Origin of the sequence: Halopseudomonas pelagia CL-AP6 (assembly GCF_000410875.1) — a bacterium.
GTDB lineage: Bacteria > Pseudomonadota > Gammaproteobacteria > Pseudomonadales > Pseudomonadaceae > Halopseudomonas > Halopseudomonas pelagia.
Map to the genome: position 1 here is coordinate 1 of NZ_AROI01000037.1, position 15564 is coordinate 15564.

15 protein-coding genes are annotated in these 15564 nt (G+C 55.0%); 8 read left to right on the forward strand and 7 right to left on the reverse strand.

What is annotated here, in order from left to right:
* Positions 1–434 (reverse strand): Ig-like domain-containing domain (locus tag K787_RS23945; protein ID WP_040641190.1); only part of this gene is annotated, 434 nt, incomplete at its 3' end.
* Between the two features lie 225 nt (positions 435–659).
* Here K787_RS23945 and K787_RS0120110 point away from each other — a divergent pair.
* Positions 660–1010 (forward strand): VOC family protein, encoded by a 351-nt coding sequence (locus tag K787_RS0120110; RefSeq protein ID WP_022964605.1) that lies wholly within the window; start codon positions 660–662, stop codon positions 1008–1010.
* A 194-nt stretch (positions 1011–1204) separates the two neighbouring features.
* Here the strand turns inward: K787_RS0120110 and K787_RS0120115 are convergent, their stop codons facing one another.
* The 6 genes from K787_RS0120115 to K787_RS0120140 form a co-directional block, all read right to left on the reverse strand.
* Entirely contained in the window at positions 1205–1753 is a 549-nt protein-coding gene (locus tag K787_RS0120115; protein WP_022964606.1) for a hypothetical protein, read from the reverse strand.
* 151 nt (positions 1754–1904) lie between these two features.
* Positions 1905–2360: a DUF4234 domain-containing protein gene (locus tag K787_RS0120120; RefSeq protein WP_022964607.1), complete on the reverse strand. Its 456-nt coding sequence runs from the start codon at positions 2358–2360 to the stop codon at positions 1905–1907.
* Positions 2361–2389: 29 nt separating this feature from the next.
* A complete protein-coding gene (locus K787_RS25735) occupies positions 2390–2749 on the reverse strand; it encodes a TM2 domain-containing protein (protein ID WP_022964608.1) in 360 nt (119 codons plus the stop codon).
* A 71-nt stretch (positions 2750–2820) separates the two neighbouring features.
* The gene (locus K787_RS0120130) at positions 2821–3660 is read right to left on the reverse strand and encodes a hypothetical protein (RefSeq protein ID WP_152486874.1); all 840 of its coding nucleotides are present in this window, start codon (positions 3658–3660) and stop codon (positions 2821–2823) included.
* Between the two features lie 2 nt (positions 3661–3662).
* Positions 3663–5285 carry a hypothetical protein gene (locus K787_RS0120135; protein ID WP_022964610.1) on the reverse strand — a complete coding sequence of 541 codons (1623 nt, stop codon included), beginning with the start codon at positions 5283–5285 and terminating at the stop codon, positions 3663–3665.
* A gap of 9 nt (positions 5286–5294) precedes the next feature.
* Positions 5295–6800, reverse strand: a complete 1506-nt coding sequence (locus tag K787_RS0120140) for an OmpA family protein (RefSeq protein WP_022964611.1) — start codon at positions 6798–6800, stop codon at positions 5295–5297.
* A 587-nt stretch (positions 6801–7387) separates the two neighbouring features.
* Between K787_RS0120140 and metG the strand changes: the two genes are divergently transcribed.
* The 7 genes from metG (at position 7388) to K787_RS0120175 (ending at position 15380) form a co-directional block, all read left to right on the forward strand.
* A complete protein-coding gene (gene metG, locus K787_RS0120145) occupies positions 7388–9448 on the forward strand; it encodes a methionine--tRNA ligase (protein WP_040641191.1) in 2061 nt (686 codons plus the stop codon).
* Between the two features lie 146 nt (positions 9449–9594).
* Positions 9595–10179: an electron transport complex subunit RsxA gene (gene rsxA / locus K787_RS0120150; protein ID WP_022964613.1), complete on the forward strand. Its 585-nt coding sequence runs from the start codon at positions 9595–9597 to the stop codon at positions 10177–10179.
* Position 10180: 1 nt separating this feature from the next.
* Positions 10181–10762, forward strand: a complete 582-nt coding sequence (rsxB, locus tag K787_RS0120155) for an electron transport complex subunit RsxB (protein WP_022964614.1) — start codon at positions 10181–10183, stop codon at positions 10760–10762.
* Complete coding sequence (rsxC, locus tag K787_RS23950) at positions 10762–12948, forward strand: electron transport complex subunit RsxC (RefSeq protein WP_022964615.1); 2187 nt, start codon at positions 10762–10764, stop codon at positions 12946–12948. Before rsxB ends, rsxC begins: the two co-directional genes overlap by 1 nt.
* On the forward strand, positions 12948–14015 hold the full coding sequence (rsxD, locus tag K787_RS0120165) for an electron transport complex subunit RsxD (protein WP_022964616.1): 1068 nt from the start codon (positions 12948–12950) through the stop codon (positions 14013–14015). Before rsxC ends, rsxD begins: the two co-directional genes overlap by 1 nt.
* A gap of 2 nt (positions 14016–14017) precedes the next feature.
* The gene (rsxG, locus tag K787_RS0120170) at positions 14018–14671 is read left to right on the forward strand and encodes an electron transport complex subunit RsxG (RefSeq protein ID WP_022964617.1); all 654 of its coding nucleotides are present in this window, start codon (positions 14018–14020) and stop codon (positions 14669–14671) included.
* Positions 14664–15380, forward strand: coding sequence for an electron transport complex subunit E (locus K787_RS0120175; RefSeq protein ID WP_022964618.1), 717 nt, complete (start codon positions 14664–14666; stop codon positions 15378–15380). The genes rsxG and K787_RS0120175 overlap by 8 nt, the downstream gene beginning before the upstream one ends.
* Positions 15381–15564: the final 184 nt, after the last annotated feature.

A 15564-nucleotide genomic window follows, 5' to 3' on the forward strand; every position in this document is an offset into this window, starting at 1 on the left:
CCCGCCGCGTCTTCGACGCCAGTGGTGAGTGTCGCGGTATAGAGAGTGTCATCGGTCAAGCCGCTATCGGGAATGAAGATAGCCGTGCGGGTGTGCGCATCATAACTAACCACGCCCACGATCGCAGGGCCGGTATCACCCTGTAGCAGGAAGGTACTGCCGTTGACGGTATCGGCATCCATATCCTGGTTAAAGGTAACAGCCAGTTTCTTGTTGGTGTCGACCGTGATGCTTTCGCTAATCGGGCGAACCGCTTGAACCAGGTCGGACTCGGCAATCGGCACCAGCGGAGTCGCAACCGGAGGGGTGGTACCACCGGTATTGTCGTTGTTTGAACTGCCACCGCTGCTGCCGAAGCAACCAGCCAGCGATAAGCCGGACACCAGGATCGCGCTAATCGCCAGCAACCTGGCGAGAGGGAGGGATTTTTTCATGAAGATTACCTATGATCGAATACTGACCGCATAAACCAATGGCGATCGCATTCGGTAAAAAGGAAACTCAAATCTGAAACGGACGCTCAAAACCCCTGATCGGTTGTTAGTAGAATTCAGGATGATGAGAAAGCGTCGGGATGGGAGTCTGGCGCAACATCTTTACTACGCCGGCAGTTATACGCGGTATTCAACTATATAGCTGGTTTATTTACCGGAGGCATCATGAACGAGAATGGCAAGATAAATTACCTCGAAATGCCAGCGCGGGACCTGGAAGCAACGAAGCTTTTTTTTGCTGCCGCATTCGGCTGGTCGTTCATCGACTACGGCCCTGAATACGTAGCCATTGTCGATGCGGGGCTGGACGGTGGCTTCTACCAGTCAGACCAAGCCGCCACGACTGACAACGGCAGTGTTCTGGTGGTTCTTTACAGCAACGACCTGGCCGCGGCGCTCAATAGCGTGAAATCGGCAGGCGGCACTATTGTGAAAGACATTTTCACCTTCCCTGGCGGTAAGCGCTTTCACTTCAGCGATCCGAATGGCAATGAGTATGCGGTTTGGTCGGAATAAACAGTGGCTGTGGTGCCAGTGGGCTCTAACCGCAACGCCCATGACTCTTGCACATCGGTGATTTAAATATCGAGTTAGTTAGTTTACGGGAAGCGTCATGAACGAGAACGGCCAGATTAATTACGTCGAAATGCCGACGATTACTGAATAGATCAGTCTCCGATTGAGAGCACGATATTACTTGGGCAGCCCGCTCAATAACACTCGTACGAAACAGGATCCATACAGCCTTCATAGCTATCGGCTTTTACGCTTCCTTGCGTTAAATCCTCGATATACTCATCTACTTCCTGTTTTTGCGATACAGGCATCATCTCGTAAGTAGCATCAACTGTTTCCAAGCTATAAACACCTGAGGAGAGAATCCTGTGACGGGTTTCAGGTCCCATCTCGGTTAAGTAGATCATCGCATCGACGAAGCCGAACGAGACACCAAATCTATGCAGCTCAGGATAAGCCACCACTGCAGGACCCAGCTTACTCAGCCACGCACGGAATGTCTTATCGAAGCTGTAACCGGCATCTTTAAACGCCTCGTTAAGGTATATAGCTTGGATTATCCCACGCTCAGCCGATGCGACAGGATACTCAGCCAATTGCTCCATGAAGGCATCGCTCCGGTATTCCCAAGCCTCGAGAATCTTAGCTTGGCTCGCTTGACTAACGGGTGCAACAGACAACCCTTCAGCTTGGGCACCAATGCTAATCAGCCATAAAAAAATGAGGGGAAATATAGCCTTCACGTAGCGTCTCCAAAAAGAACTACCAATACCGCCGGGAGGAAAGATCAAAAGTCGTCGGTTTCTGCGCGGAGGAATCGGGCGCATACGGCCTTGCTATGAAAGCCCTGCTCAAGGTGCCGGTTCGAGCGCCTTCGGCAGGGCACGTCAGTGCTTATACTGGCTGACCGGAAAGGATTTGCTGTTTCCGCTGGGCTTCGGGCAAGGCGTTCACGCAATAGTTGATATAGAAGACGGTAAACAGAACCGTGTAAAAGACGTTCATTTTTAAGTCAATTTTGTGTTCATGCAGCGCATAATCCTGAAGCGCGGCGCGCGCTTTAAAAGCCCAGACGATATACAACACACAGCCCGCAATCGAGAGTAAACCGGCGATGACCTCCGCCCACTCTTCACCTAGAGTGGACAGCGTCCCACTCCAACCTAAGCATACCGCCAGCCAAATCAGGAAAGTCCCGGAGGCTATCGCCTTCCCGGTCACCTGCTCCAGTTTTGGCGTATTTAGATACAACCAGATAACAGGATAAACCCCAAGTGTAGCGAGTGACAGTAGAACCAGATTAAGGGTCTTGGTGGATACGGCGGTGGGCAGATCGTGAATAGTGTTCATCATGCGTCCTTGTCTATTATGTTTAAAATTCAATTTTTTCCGAATCGATTATTGAACGTCTCATCATTCATGCACAACAAGATGATAAATTCAATGAACGCTACTACCGCTGGAATAAGTGTCCAGAAAAATATCAGGTAAAGTATACCTTGACCAACTTGGCCGAGATAAAACTTATGAACTCCCAAACCACCCAGAAAAAACGCAAGCAGAGCCGCAGCGATCCGGCTCTTCCCGTTAGCCGCCACATTACCCATTGTTCCTGGCGGCATCGACTGGCGGACGCCACAGCCCGGGCAAATCTCCGCCCGAGTTTTTATGGTCTTTCCGCAATCGCTACAGTATTTTTCGTCTAGGCCTTTAGCCGGAACTGCCACTAATTCGTCCATCAGATTACTCCTCAATTAATGACGGCGGTGCCGTCAATTCCCTATTCTAGATTTATCTCTTATTGGCAAGATCATTGGGCAAAACTTGTGAGCTCGACATTTAGGGCTGGTTTACCGAAACCGTGGAGGGTTGCGCCGGACTGTTTGAAATAGCTACGCCAAAACGCCTCAAGCGTATCCATCGATTTTCCAGAACGATTAGAATGCTTAACACTGTCCGTCAACAATCCAGCACCAGCTACATAAATACGAGCATCGTTAAATGTCGCGAATAGCTGGTTTGTTTCTACCTTTGCAAGTTCTTGAGTGACCGGCAGATCTCGAATACTGTTTGCTGCGTAGAAGCTTGTATAGGAGCTGTGCTCAAGCATATCGCTGATCAAAAATACAACGTGTTCGCTGGCAGGCTGAGTAAGAAGGTCATTGCTGATTTCTTTCAAAGCAAACATTATCTCGCTACGAGGCAGATCACCGTTGGCTTCTGCCAATGCTTGTACAAAGCTTTTACCAAAGCTTGATCCATACGCTTTCCGTTGGCCTTTGAGGCATAAATCGAAAGTACGCAAACTTGCCATACTTACGTCGTCACGCAGCTTATCGGGTATCGGATTGTCCAGCATGCCTGCAAAACGCAACCGTAGGTATTCTCCAGGAACGAGTGCTGAAAAACTGTATAACCGGACCTGATCACCCGGTTTGACAAAACGATCAATCTGGCCCCATGACGCTCTTTGGATGTCTTGAGGCATTGGGATAGTCTGGTCGACGATTACCGTAAGCAACCGACCCGAAGAAGGCTGACGATGTTCGGCAATCCTGGCCTTGTCGTAACAGCTTCCCAGATCATCTCGCTGTCCGGCCCCAGCGCCAGTGGGCAACATAAGAACCAGCGTTAAGAACCACCAACCCATCTTCACGCTGGAATCTCCTGTACATTAGCGGTCGGAAATTTTCCAATTTTCTTCAGGGCCAGCTGTTTGCGACGAATCATCTGAAGAGTCGCCAGGCTTTCGGCAAAGGCTCCAGCGACGTCCTCAAGTTCTTCAGATCCCAGAACGGTAAGATCCTGATAATTGAGAGGGTCTACTTCAGTATTGGGAGCATCGGACTCTGTCGGAGCATTAATCGACACCTCGCGCTGCGTCAATGGAGGCTCGACGTGCACTGTGCCAGGAGAATCCAATACGGTTTCGCCTAGAGCACTGGCGGTGGCGCCAATCGGTGGCATTGACGTTATGTAAGCATTGTGGGAATTAAGCTCATCGTTACGCAGTCTGATATACGCAAGGAAAGTACGGGCGCCCACGCGCTCTGTACCAAGCGCATCTTGCTCATCAGCCACTGCGGTGTGATTGGATGCCCTCTTCTGCTGGAGCAACCTGAGCTTGTGATCAGCGTGGCCTACTATTTGACTGCGTTTCGCGGCCAACCAATCCAGGTACTGCTCTGCCGTCTTAAATTTATGCGTGTTCTCCCAGGCATCCTTCGAGGCATTGCCAACAAACCCATATTTCATCGACAACCAGAGCATCACTACCTGTATCGCCACATACACCACCGATAAAACCACATAGGTCATCAGCGACGCGCTGCGGATTGCAGATATCTTATCTTCGATCCGCAGATCGTCTGCTTCTTGATTGACCAGTGAGGACTCCTCTGGCAAATCAAAGGGCGAAAAGACCTCCAGCGCAGAAGCGTCTCCCCGGAGTTCCGCAACCATATCTGTCTCGATTGACTTCAGCGTGTCAGCGCGTATCCAGAACGCAGCCACGGCAAAAATAAGAATGACAAGAAAAAAGCCGTATATCGTGCTTTTCTTCTGGTCCACTTCGGAATCGGCGTCAATTCTCGCAAGAATTTGCTGGTAGTCGGGACGGTCATTATCCTGGTAAGTATCATCAATCGATATGGCCGTAAGCTCTTTTAAAGAGCTCGGGCGAAGCGGGTTTTTAGTGTCTCTGGACCACCACGCATGTGCCTTCTTCACGATGCTGTTGTAATGCATGTGATGCCCGGCAAAGTGTGCGAAGAAGCCGCTAATCAATGCCAGAAAAAAAGCAACCGCCCAAGCAAGATAACCTACTTGAGTAGCGCTTACGTTAGGATTTATCCATGGCCCAATTACAAACGCGAAACCTACCGCTTCGAGGATAAGCAACAAGAACCCCAACGCCAGCACCCACAGCGGCATGGGTCGCCTGCCAGACTCACCAATCTTGCCCAGGTAATTTTTGCTTTTCAGATAAATCCCTGAGCCACCTGTGTACTTAAAATACTCGTTGGCGTATGAGCGGCACAGATTTTCTTCCACGCTTGGCCAACCGTCCTTGATATGATTAGTCGCTTTGGAAAGTCGCGCAACGGTGCCGATCAAGGGCACGCCATGCCAGACGCGCATGGCAAAATAGGCAACTTGTTCCCAATAACAAACAACAAAAGTCAGCAATACTACGCAAGCCAAAACAGATAACGTAATAATGTAGTGCAACTTCATGAGCGCTAGGAGCGCGGCAAGACTAAAGAAATCGTCCATATTTCCCCCTTAGGTACGAATCGGTGTGAACGTGGCAGTGTAGCTTTCGTCGTTATGATCGTAGAAGAGCGCGCCTTCCAGCGTCTTGGGCTCTTGTTTACTAAAAACCACATCCATGCAAGAAACGGCCGTATCAGCACCCTTAACGAAAACACGATAGAGCACCTCGCTGTCACCTTCATAAGTATTGGCGATCGCCTGCAGCTTGCCATGCGTTTTGCTGTTGGATTGCTTGTAATTTTCTACAATCTGCACAAACGGTTGCTGGGCCACCTTGGCATTATCTCTAAGAATAGAAACTGGCGATATGGTTACTAAATGGCCGTTGACCGTATTGGCCCAAACACGGTTGTTATATCCAGCCCAATAATCTCTGGTTTCATGTTTTCCCAGAGGCTTGGCCGTTGCCAAGTTAAGTGCATCCCCGCTTGTACGAGGCATATCCGCTACGCAACTACTCATGGGTATATCGTTAGCGTACGCTTTGGCGATCAAACTAAATCCGCCTGCCTTGGGCGTCATTGCATGCCCGAGCGTCCACGCCTTTGTATTGGAAGGGACGCCCGCAAAATCGACTAGAGCTTTCGACTCAGAAGCTATCAACACCTTTGCCGGTTTAGCAGATTTAAGGGTCGATGACCGAGTTTTACTTTCAGCTGCCGGAAGCTCGGAGGGAGCGACCGCGATCGATGCAGAGCGAGTTTGTACGATAGGTTTCTTTGTCGATGTCCCATAGACCAAGTACTTGGAATTACTTTGCTCCGCATTAATTCTGCGGGCCAGCATCTCCTTGGAAGTCACTTCAACTATTTCTACTCGACGATTTTTTGCTCTCAATATCGGATCAGTATTATCAGCGATCGGCCGCGACGCGCCCGCCCCTTGAAAATAAATCGCCTCTGCAGGAATACCTGCCTTATTCAAAATATCTCCGACGGCTTTCGCTCTCTGCTGGGAAAGGCGTTGATTCAACTCTGCCGATCCAGTAGCGTCAGTGTGCCCAACGACCAATAAAAAACGCTGCTGACTCTGGTTCGACTGTGAAACCATTTCCTTTGCGAACACGGCAGCTAACTTCCGAACTGACACTAGCCCACTCGGCGTTAGTTCCGCAGAACCCGTAGGAAACATACCCATATCGTCGACCTGAGCGACTAGACCGGTTTCCTGAGGGAGCCCATTCACAGCTACCGTTTCAATCTGCTGAACGCTTATGTTCAGCCCCTCTTCCTTAGCTACACGATCAAGCTCTTGCATTCGCTCCTGCCAGATAGAGCCTGCGATGCACCCAAGCACCGTGCCTACCCCCGCCCCAACAAGAATGCCGTCCTTTCCATTCATGGCGTATCCCAGAGCGCCGCCGGCGACCATCCCAGCGCCACACAGAAGAGGCGTCCCATAATCACGGCCAAGCTGACGGGCCTGGTCGGTAAAAGCTGTTACCTGAGTATTTGAGCAACCAGCAGCTAGTATTAAAGCTGTCGAAAGTGCTGTGAGATGAGAAGTTTTAGGCATGAGAATCCTTTCTGCTTAAGCAAAGCGGGTCAGTGAAGCCAGATAATTAACCGATATAGTGGGATCTAGAGCGCTTAGCGAGTATTCCCAAAAGTTCCGATTGACTAGCGAGCCTAGATAAGCATGCACTTACCCTGCCTTACGTGCTCGCATGGCAATTGAAACACATCGCTAAATTGTGCACTTTGCAGCTATCAAGCTAAGTCATAGGCAATTTTATAATCGCATAATGCTATAAAGCCAGCATTTTAAGCGACACAATAATGGCATACCGCAGATTTATTTTTAAATACATTATATTTTTGACGCACCCAATAGTAGCGCTAATAAAACGGGGCAAAAAAAACAACAGTAGATAGCCCTTTCAGCCTAGCTGTGCTTAAGCCTTGATAACGGCCTAAACTTCGACTAAACGCGCCGAGTTTGGACGGGGTAATTTAGAAGATGCCACTCTCCTGTATTGTTTCAATAAATCGTTCTCAGGGCTTGCATAGAAATTTGGTCCGCAGCCGTTGCTAATGACCCCCGCCCCCCAAACAGGTATCATTCCCCCTTTTCCACCCGTCACCAACAGAAGCCGAATGTCCATGTCCAGCCATAGCAAACCTCGTCAGATTCTGGTCACCAGCGCCCTGCCCTATGCCAATGGATCCATCCATTTGGGGCATATGCTTGAGTACATTCAGACCGACATATGGGTGCGCTTTCAGAAGCTGCGTGGCAATCAGTGCATTTATGTGTGCGCAGATGACGCCCATGGCTCGGCGATCATGCTGCGGGCAGAGAAGGAAGGGATTACCTCCGAGCAGTTGATCGACAACGTCAAGGCCGAACATACGGCGGATTTCGCTGATTTTCTGGTCAACTTCGATAATTACCACTCCACCCACTCGGCGGAGAACAAGTATTTTTCCGAACTGATATACGAGCGCCTGAAGGCTGCCGGGCATATCAGCACCCGGTCGGTGACGCAGTATTTCGATCCTGAAAAGGAAATGTTCCTGGCCGACCGCTTTATCAAAGGCACCTGCCCCAAGTGTGCGGCGGAAGACCAGTACGGCGATAATTGCGAGAAGTGCGGTGCCACTTACGAACCCACCGAGCTGAAAGACCCGCGCTCGGCGATTTCCGGCGCCACCCCGATCCTCAAGGATTCAAAGCACTTCTTCTTCCGCCTGCAGGACTTCACCGACATGCTCAAGGAGTGGACCCGTAGCGGTGCACTGCAGGATGCGGTGGCAAACAAGATTGCCGAATGGCTGAATTCCGGCCTGCAGGAGTGGGACATCAGCCGTGATGCGCCCTACTTTGGATTTGAGATTCCCGGCGAGCCTGGCAAGTATTTCTATGTCTGGCTGGACGCGCCCATTGGCTATATGGCTAGCTTCAAGAACCTCTGCGAGCGGCGTCCAGAGCTAAGCTTCGATGCCTTCTGGAGCAGCGACTCCGAGGCGGAGCTGTATCACTTTATCGGCAAGGACATCGTCAACTTTCATGCGCTGTTCTGGCCGGCGATGCTTGAAGGCGCGAATTTCCGCAAGCCGACTGGCATTAACGTGCACGGCTACCTGACGGTAAACGGCCAGAAGATGTCCAAGTCGCGCGGCACCTTTATCAAGGCGCGCACCTACCTGGATCACCTGTCGCCGGAATACCTGCGTTATTACTACGCCGCCAAGCTGAGCCGCGGCGTCGAGGATCTGGACCTGAGTCTGGACGACTTTGTACAGAAGGTGAATTCCGATCTGGTCGGCAAGGTGGTGAATATCGCTAGCCGCTGCGCGGGCTTTATTCACAAGGGCAACGCTGGCGTGATGGTCGCCGCCAATCCGGCGCCAGAGCTGACAGATGCCTTTATCGCCGCTGCACCCAGTATTGCCGACGCCTACGAGAAGCGCGATTTCTCCCGCGCCATGCGCGAGATCATGGGCCTGGCAGACAAGGCCAATGCCTATATCGCTGACAAGGCGCCCTGGGCACTGAACAAGGTCGAAGGCAAGCAAGCTGAAGTACAGGAAATCTGCGCACTGGGTATCAACCTGTTCCGCCAGTTGGTGATATTCCTCAAGCCGGTACTGCCAAAGCTAGCCGCCGATGCGGAAGCCTTCCTGAACGTGCCGGCACTGACCTGGAACAGCCATAACACGCTGTTGGCAGACCACCAGCTGAATGCCTTCACGCCCCTGCTGACGCGCATCGAGCCTGCCAAGATTCAGGCCATGGTCGACGCCTCTAAGGAGGATCTGGAAGCCGCTGCGACTGAAACCGCACCCGCTGCCGTCGTTGGCAATGGCGAGCTGACCAAGGAGCCAATAGCGGCGGAAATCGACTTCAACACCTTCGCTGCGGTGGATCTGCGTGTGGCCTTGATCGAAAAAGCCGAGTTTGTGGAGGGGGCAGATAAACTGCTACGCCTGACGCTGGATATCGGCGATGCCAAACGCAATGTGTTCTCCGGGATCAAGAGCGCTTATCCTGATCCGAGCAAGCTGGAAGGCAAGTTGACGCTTTATGTAGCCAACCTGGCGGCGCGCAAGATGAAGTTCGGCTTGTCCGAAGGCATGGTGCTGGCGGCGGGCCCCGGTGGCGACGAGATTTACCTGCTGAGCCCGGATGCCGGTGCCAAGCCTGGACAGCGGGTTAAGTAGGACGCAGCATTCAGCGCACACGGAGCCGGAGCAGCCGGGTTCTGAGTCGCCTGTGCAGGACCATCCATGCCCAGGCGGCTCAGAACGAGGCCACGCAGAATGGCCAGCTACAGTCCTTCAAAGCGGTACCAAAACGGTTAGGTAAGATGACGGAATTTGCCCTGATCCTGGTCAGTACCATACTGGTCAACAATTTTGTGCTCGTGCAGTTTCTCGGGTTGTGCCCGTTTATGGGCGTGTCCGGCAAGCTGGAGACCGCTATTGGCATGTCGGCGGCGACTACTTTCGTGCTCACGCTGGCGTCAATCCTCAGCTACCTGACCTTCCAGTACATTCTGGTGCCCTTCGAGCTGGAATTTCTGCGCACTATCTCCTTTATTCTGGTGATCGCCGTGGTGGTGCAATTCACCGAAATGGTCGTGCACAAGACCAGCCCGCTGCTATACCGCGTACTCGGTATTTTCCTGCCATTGATCACCACCAACTGCGCGGTGCTGGGCGTTGCGCTGCTGAACACCAACCGCGCCGAACAGACCTTTATGAAGTCCGCCGTGTACGGTCTGGGGGCGGCGCTGGGCTTCTCGCTGATACTGATTCTGTTTGCTGGCCTGCGTGAACGCATCGCCATTGCCGACGTGCCCAAACCCTTCCAGGGCGCCGCCATCGGCATGATCACCGCCGGGCTCATGTCTCTGGCGTTTATGGGCTTTACCGGATTGATAAGGCTGTAGCATGTCCATCGTCCTCACTGCCATCCTCGTTCTGCTGGGCCTGGCGCTGATCTTCGGCGCCATCCTCGGCTATGCCGCCATACGCTTTAAAGTCGAAGGCGACCCTTTAGTTGATCAGATAAACGCCCTGCTGCCGCAGACCCAGTGCGGGCAGTGCGGCCACCCCGGCTGCAAGCCTTACGCCGAAGGCATTGCCAATGGCGAGCCGATCAACAAGTGCCCGCCCGGTGGCGAAGCCACCATTCACGCCCTGGCCGATTTACTGGATGTGGAAGCCCCGCCACTGGATGCCGAACACGGCGAAGAAAAACCCAAGATGGTCGCCTATATTCGCGAGGCCGAGTGCATTGGCTGCACCAAATGCATCCAGGCCTGCCCGGTAGACGCGATCCTCGGCGCTGCCAAGCAGATGCATACGGTGATCATCGATGAATGCACCGGCTGCGACTTGTGCGTCGAACCCTGCCCCGTAGACTGCATTGATATGTTGCCGCTGCCGACCACCGCGCAGAACTGGAAGTGGGAATTCCCGCTGCCACCTGCGCGGCTGATCGCCACTGACGCCCAACACGGAGCTGCCTGATGCTGGCCAAGGTGAGAATCTGGGACATCCCAGGCGGTATTCATCCCAAAGAACACAAGCATGAGTCCACCCAGCACGGGCTGGAGCGCATGCCGCTGCCCAAACAGCTGATCCTGCCGCTGCTGCAACATATCGGCGCTCGTGCCGAGCCGGTAGTTGCTATTGGCGAACGGGTACTGAAGGGCCAATTATTGGCAGAAGCCAATGGGCTGGTCAGTTGCTCCCTGCATGCGCCGACCTCCGGTACCGTCGTGGCCATCGGTCCCGCGCCCTACCCGCACGCCTCCGGCCTGGAAGAATGGGCTATTACGCTGAACAGCGATGGCCTGGATGAATGGACCGAGCTACACCCGGCCAGTGACTACGCCGCGTTAGATGCCTCGACCCTGCTCGATATGATCCGTAATGCCGGCATCAGCGGGCTGGGTGGCGCCGGCTTCCCAACAGCCGTCAAACTCAAGGCGCGGCCGGAGCAGAAGCTGCGTACGCTGATCATCAACGGCACCGAATGTGAGCCCTATATCACCGCTGACGATACCGGGATGCGCTACAAGGCGGCCGAGATCGTCGCTGGGATCGAAATCCTCATGCACATACTGCATCCAGAGCAGGTGCTGATCGGCATAGAGGATAACAAGCCCGACGCCATTGCCGCGATGCGCGCTGCGGTCGGCGACAAGCCCATGCAGTTGATCGAATTCCCCACCAAGTATCCTTCCGGCGGCGAAAAGCAGTTGATCCAGATTCTCACCGGCATGGAAGTCCCCAGCGGCGGACTGCCTGCAGATATCGGCATGGTCTGCCAGAACGTCGGTACCTTGATCGCCATTCACGATGCCGTATTGCTCGGCCAGCCGTTGATCAAGCGTATTACCACCCTAACCGGTGCGGCGCTGACGCATCCGACCAACGTCGAAGCGCTGATCGGCACACCGATCCGTGACCTGCTGAATTTCGCCGGTTTGCAGCCCGAGCAGCTGTACCGCCTGGTTATGGGTGGGCCGATGATGGGCTTTACTTTGCAAAGCCTCGACGCGCCCATCGTCAAGACCAGCAATTGCCTGCTGGCCGGCACGCGCGAAGAGCTGCCACCGCCGCCGCCAGCCCAGGCCTGCATTCGCTGCGGCCTGTGCGCCGAAGCCTGCCCCGCCGAACTGCTACCGCAACAGCTGCACTGGTTCGCCCTGGGCAAGGATTACGAACAGCTCAAACGCCAGCACCTGTTCGACTGCATCGAGTGCGGGGCCTGCTCCTATGTCTGCCCGAGCAGCATTCCGCTGGTGCAGTATTACCGCGCCGCCAAGGCTGATATTCGCGCGCAGGATCTGCAGCAGCACAAGGCCGACCATTCCAAGCAGCGCTTCGAGCAACGCCAGGAGCGCCTGCAGCGTGAAAGCGAGCAGAAAGAAGCCGACCGCCTGGCCCGCGCGGAAAAAGCCGCCCGTCTGAAAGCCGCCAAGGAAGCCGAAGCAGCCAAGACGCCGGAAGCCGCGCCAGCAAGCGCGAATGCCGAGCCAGACGTGGCGCGTATGGAAGCGAAAAAGCCCAGCGGCCTGACAACTGAGCAGAAGCAACTGAAGATCGCCGCCGCCACAGCACAGATGGCGCTGAAAAAAGCGCAAAAACAACTAGCCGCCAACCCGGACAATACCGACCTGCAAGCGCAGATTCCGGAGTTGGAACAGGCCTGTGAGCACACCCAACACCTCTATGCCCAGGCCATAGGTGAGGCGGCGGTAGAGCCTGCTCCTGCGCCCGGAGCCGCCGCGACCGATGACACCAAGCGCTTAAAGATCGAAGCGGCGATGCTCAAGGCTAGCCTGCGCAAAACAGAAAAGGCCGCGGGTGAAGCGCCAACGGAAGCACAGCAGGCCGAGATCGCCAAATTGCGCGAAGAACTGGCTGCAGCTGAGGCACGCTTGCCCGGCGATGCCAAACCGACAGCTACTGCCGTAAACAATCAAGCTGAGCCCGAGACCAAAGCGAAAAAACCTGTCGACCCCATCACCCAGCAACTGAAGACCGATATGGCCATGGCCAAAGCCGCGTACAAGAAAGCCGAGCGCGCCATGCAGGCCGACCCGGACAACGCCGAGGCGCAGGTCGAAATGGCCAATGCCAAACAGGCACTGGATAGCGCGGCCAAGGCTTTCGCCGCACATATGTCCAGCAAGGAGAGTGCGTAATGGCCCTGCCGCGTATTACCTCACCCCACGCTCGAGGCAACAATCGCACCCAGATCATCATGCTCTGGGTGCTGGCGGCGACACTGCCCGGCATCATTGCCATGACCTGGTTCTTTGGCTGGGGCACGCTGATCAATATCGTCCTGGCCAGTGTGGTTGCGCTAGGTACCGAGGCGCTGATTCTGCTGCTGCGCAAGCGACCGCTGAGTTTCTTTCTGAGCGACGGCAGCGCCCTGGTTACCGCTTGGTTATTGGCGCTGGCCCTGCCGCCTCTGGCGCCTTGGTGGCTAGTCCTGATCGCCTGCAGTTTTGCCATCGTATTCGGCAAACAGCTGTACGGCGGACTGGGACAAAACCCCTTCAATCCGGCGATGCTCGGCTACGCCGTGGTACTCATCTCCTTCCCGGTGGAGATGACCAGTTGGCCGGTGCCACGCGGGATCGAACAGCTTATGCCCGATATGCAGGCTACCCTGGGATTTTTCGAAGCTCTGCAGCGGGTATTCCTGCCCGCTAGTCAGGCAGCCGATGGCTGGACCATGGCCACGCCGCTGGACGTGGTGAAAAACAACACCAGCCTGACCATGAGCGAGCTGGCCACCGCGCAGCCAATCTTTGGCAACTTTGCCGGTGTCGGTTGGGAATGGGTCAGCCTGGCGTATCTGGTCGGTGGCGCCCTACTGCTTTACAAGAAGATCTTTAGCTGGCACGCGCCGGTCGGCATGTTGGTTGGGGTGGGTGTTATGAGCCTGCTGTTCTGGGGCGGCTCCGGGTCGAATTCCAATGGCTCGCCATTGTTCCACCTGCTCAGCGGCGCGACCATGCTCGGCGCTTTCTTCATCGTTACCGACCCGGTCTCCGGCGCTACCAGTAAGCTCGGGCGCCTGGTGTTCGGACTCGGCGTCGGTGTGCTGGTGTACTGCATACGCGCCTGGGGCGGTTACCCTGATGCCGTGGCCTTTGCCGTGCTGCTGATGAATCTGGCCGCACCAACCATTGATTACTACACCACTCCGCGCACCTACGGCCATCGCAAGGCCGAGCGCGGCATGGGCAAGGTGGACTGAGCATGGAAAACCCTCTTACTGCTGGTAGTTCGATCGTCCGCAACAGCATTATCCTTGGCGTGTTTGCCATGATCACCGTGGGGCTGATCGCGCTGACCCAGCAAGGCACCGCCTCACGGATCGCCGAAGAACAGCGACGCGTACAGATGAGCGCGCTCAACGAGATTCTCCCGCACGATCAGCACGATAACGATCTGCTCGAAGACGCTTTTGCAGTCAATGATCGTGAGCTGCTGAACCTGCCTGGGGATGCCATGGCCTATCGCGGCCGGGTGGACGGCGACGTGGTGGCGGTGATTCTGCCGAGCATCGCGCCGGACGGCTACAGCGGGCGCATCAACTTGCTGGTGGGTGTGCGCGCCAACGGCGAGATCGCCGGCGTACGCATCACCAACCACCGGGAAACGCCCGGCCTGGGTGACAAGGTGCAACTGAACAAGAGCACCTGGGTGCTGGATTTCAATGGCACTAGCCTGAGCATGCCGGCCCCAGAGAACTGGGGTGTGCGCAAGGACGGCGGCGACTTCGACCAATTCACCGGCGCGACCATCACCCCGCGTGCCGTGGTGCAGGCGGTGTATCGCGCCTTGCAGTATTTTGCAGCCAACCGCGATCAATTGCTGGAACTAAACACCGAGGAGCCTGCCCGTGGCTAGTACCCGCTTTGCCGATATCACCAAGGAAGGTCTCTGGAACAATAATCCTGGGCTAGTACAGTTGCTTGGCCTGTGCCCGCTGCTGGGCGTCAGCAGCACCGCCGTCAACGCGCTGGGCCTGGGGATTGCGACCATTTTGGTGCTGGTCGGTTCCAACTTTGCCGTCTCGCTGATTCGCAGTGCCGTGACCGATGCGGTGCGCTTGCCGGCCTTTGTCATGATCATCGCCGCGCTAACGACCTGTATCGAACTGCTGATGCAGGCCTTTACCTTCGAGCTGTACCAGATTCTGGGGATTTTCATCCCGCTGATCGTGACCAACTGCGCGATTCTTGGCCGCGCCGACGCCTACGCCTCGAAAAACCCTATCCTGCCCTCGGTGGTGGACGGTTTCATGATGGGCCTGGGGTTTGCCTTGGTACTGCTGGTATTGGGCATGCTGCGTGAGCTGGTGGGCTACGGCACGCTGTTCGCGGGGATGGACCTGCTGCTGGGGCCAATGGCGGCGGACTGGCGCATCGTGGTGTTTCCCAATTACAAGGATGTGCTGTTCGTTATCCTGCCACCCGGTGCCTTTCTGTTTATGGGTTTGTTGATTGCGCTGAAGAACGTGATTGATGGGATGGTAAAAGACCGCGCTGCTGCACGTGCGGCAAAGCCTGCTGCAGGCGGTAAGCGGGTGCGGGTGACGGGGGCTGTGGGGTCGTAGGCTTTGCGCGGCCAGCTGGAAGTAGAATGGGGATGTTTTCGGGTGATACAGGAGACCTCTAATGGATTCCTGCTTTCACGAGAATGACGGGGTTTAGGGCAGGAATTCATGTTGACTGGCAGACAAAATTCATCCCCAAGCGTCACACCAGCCCAGCCCGCCACCCCGCCCGCCTTACGCGCCC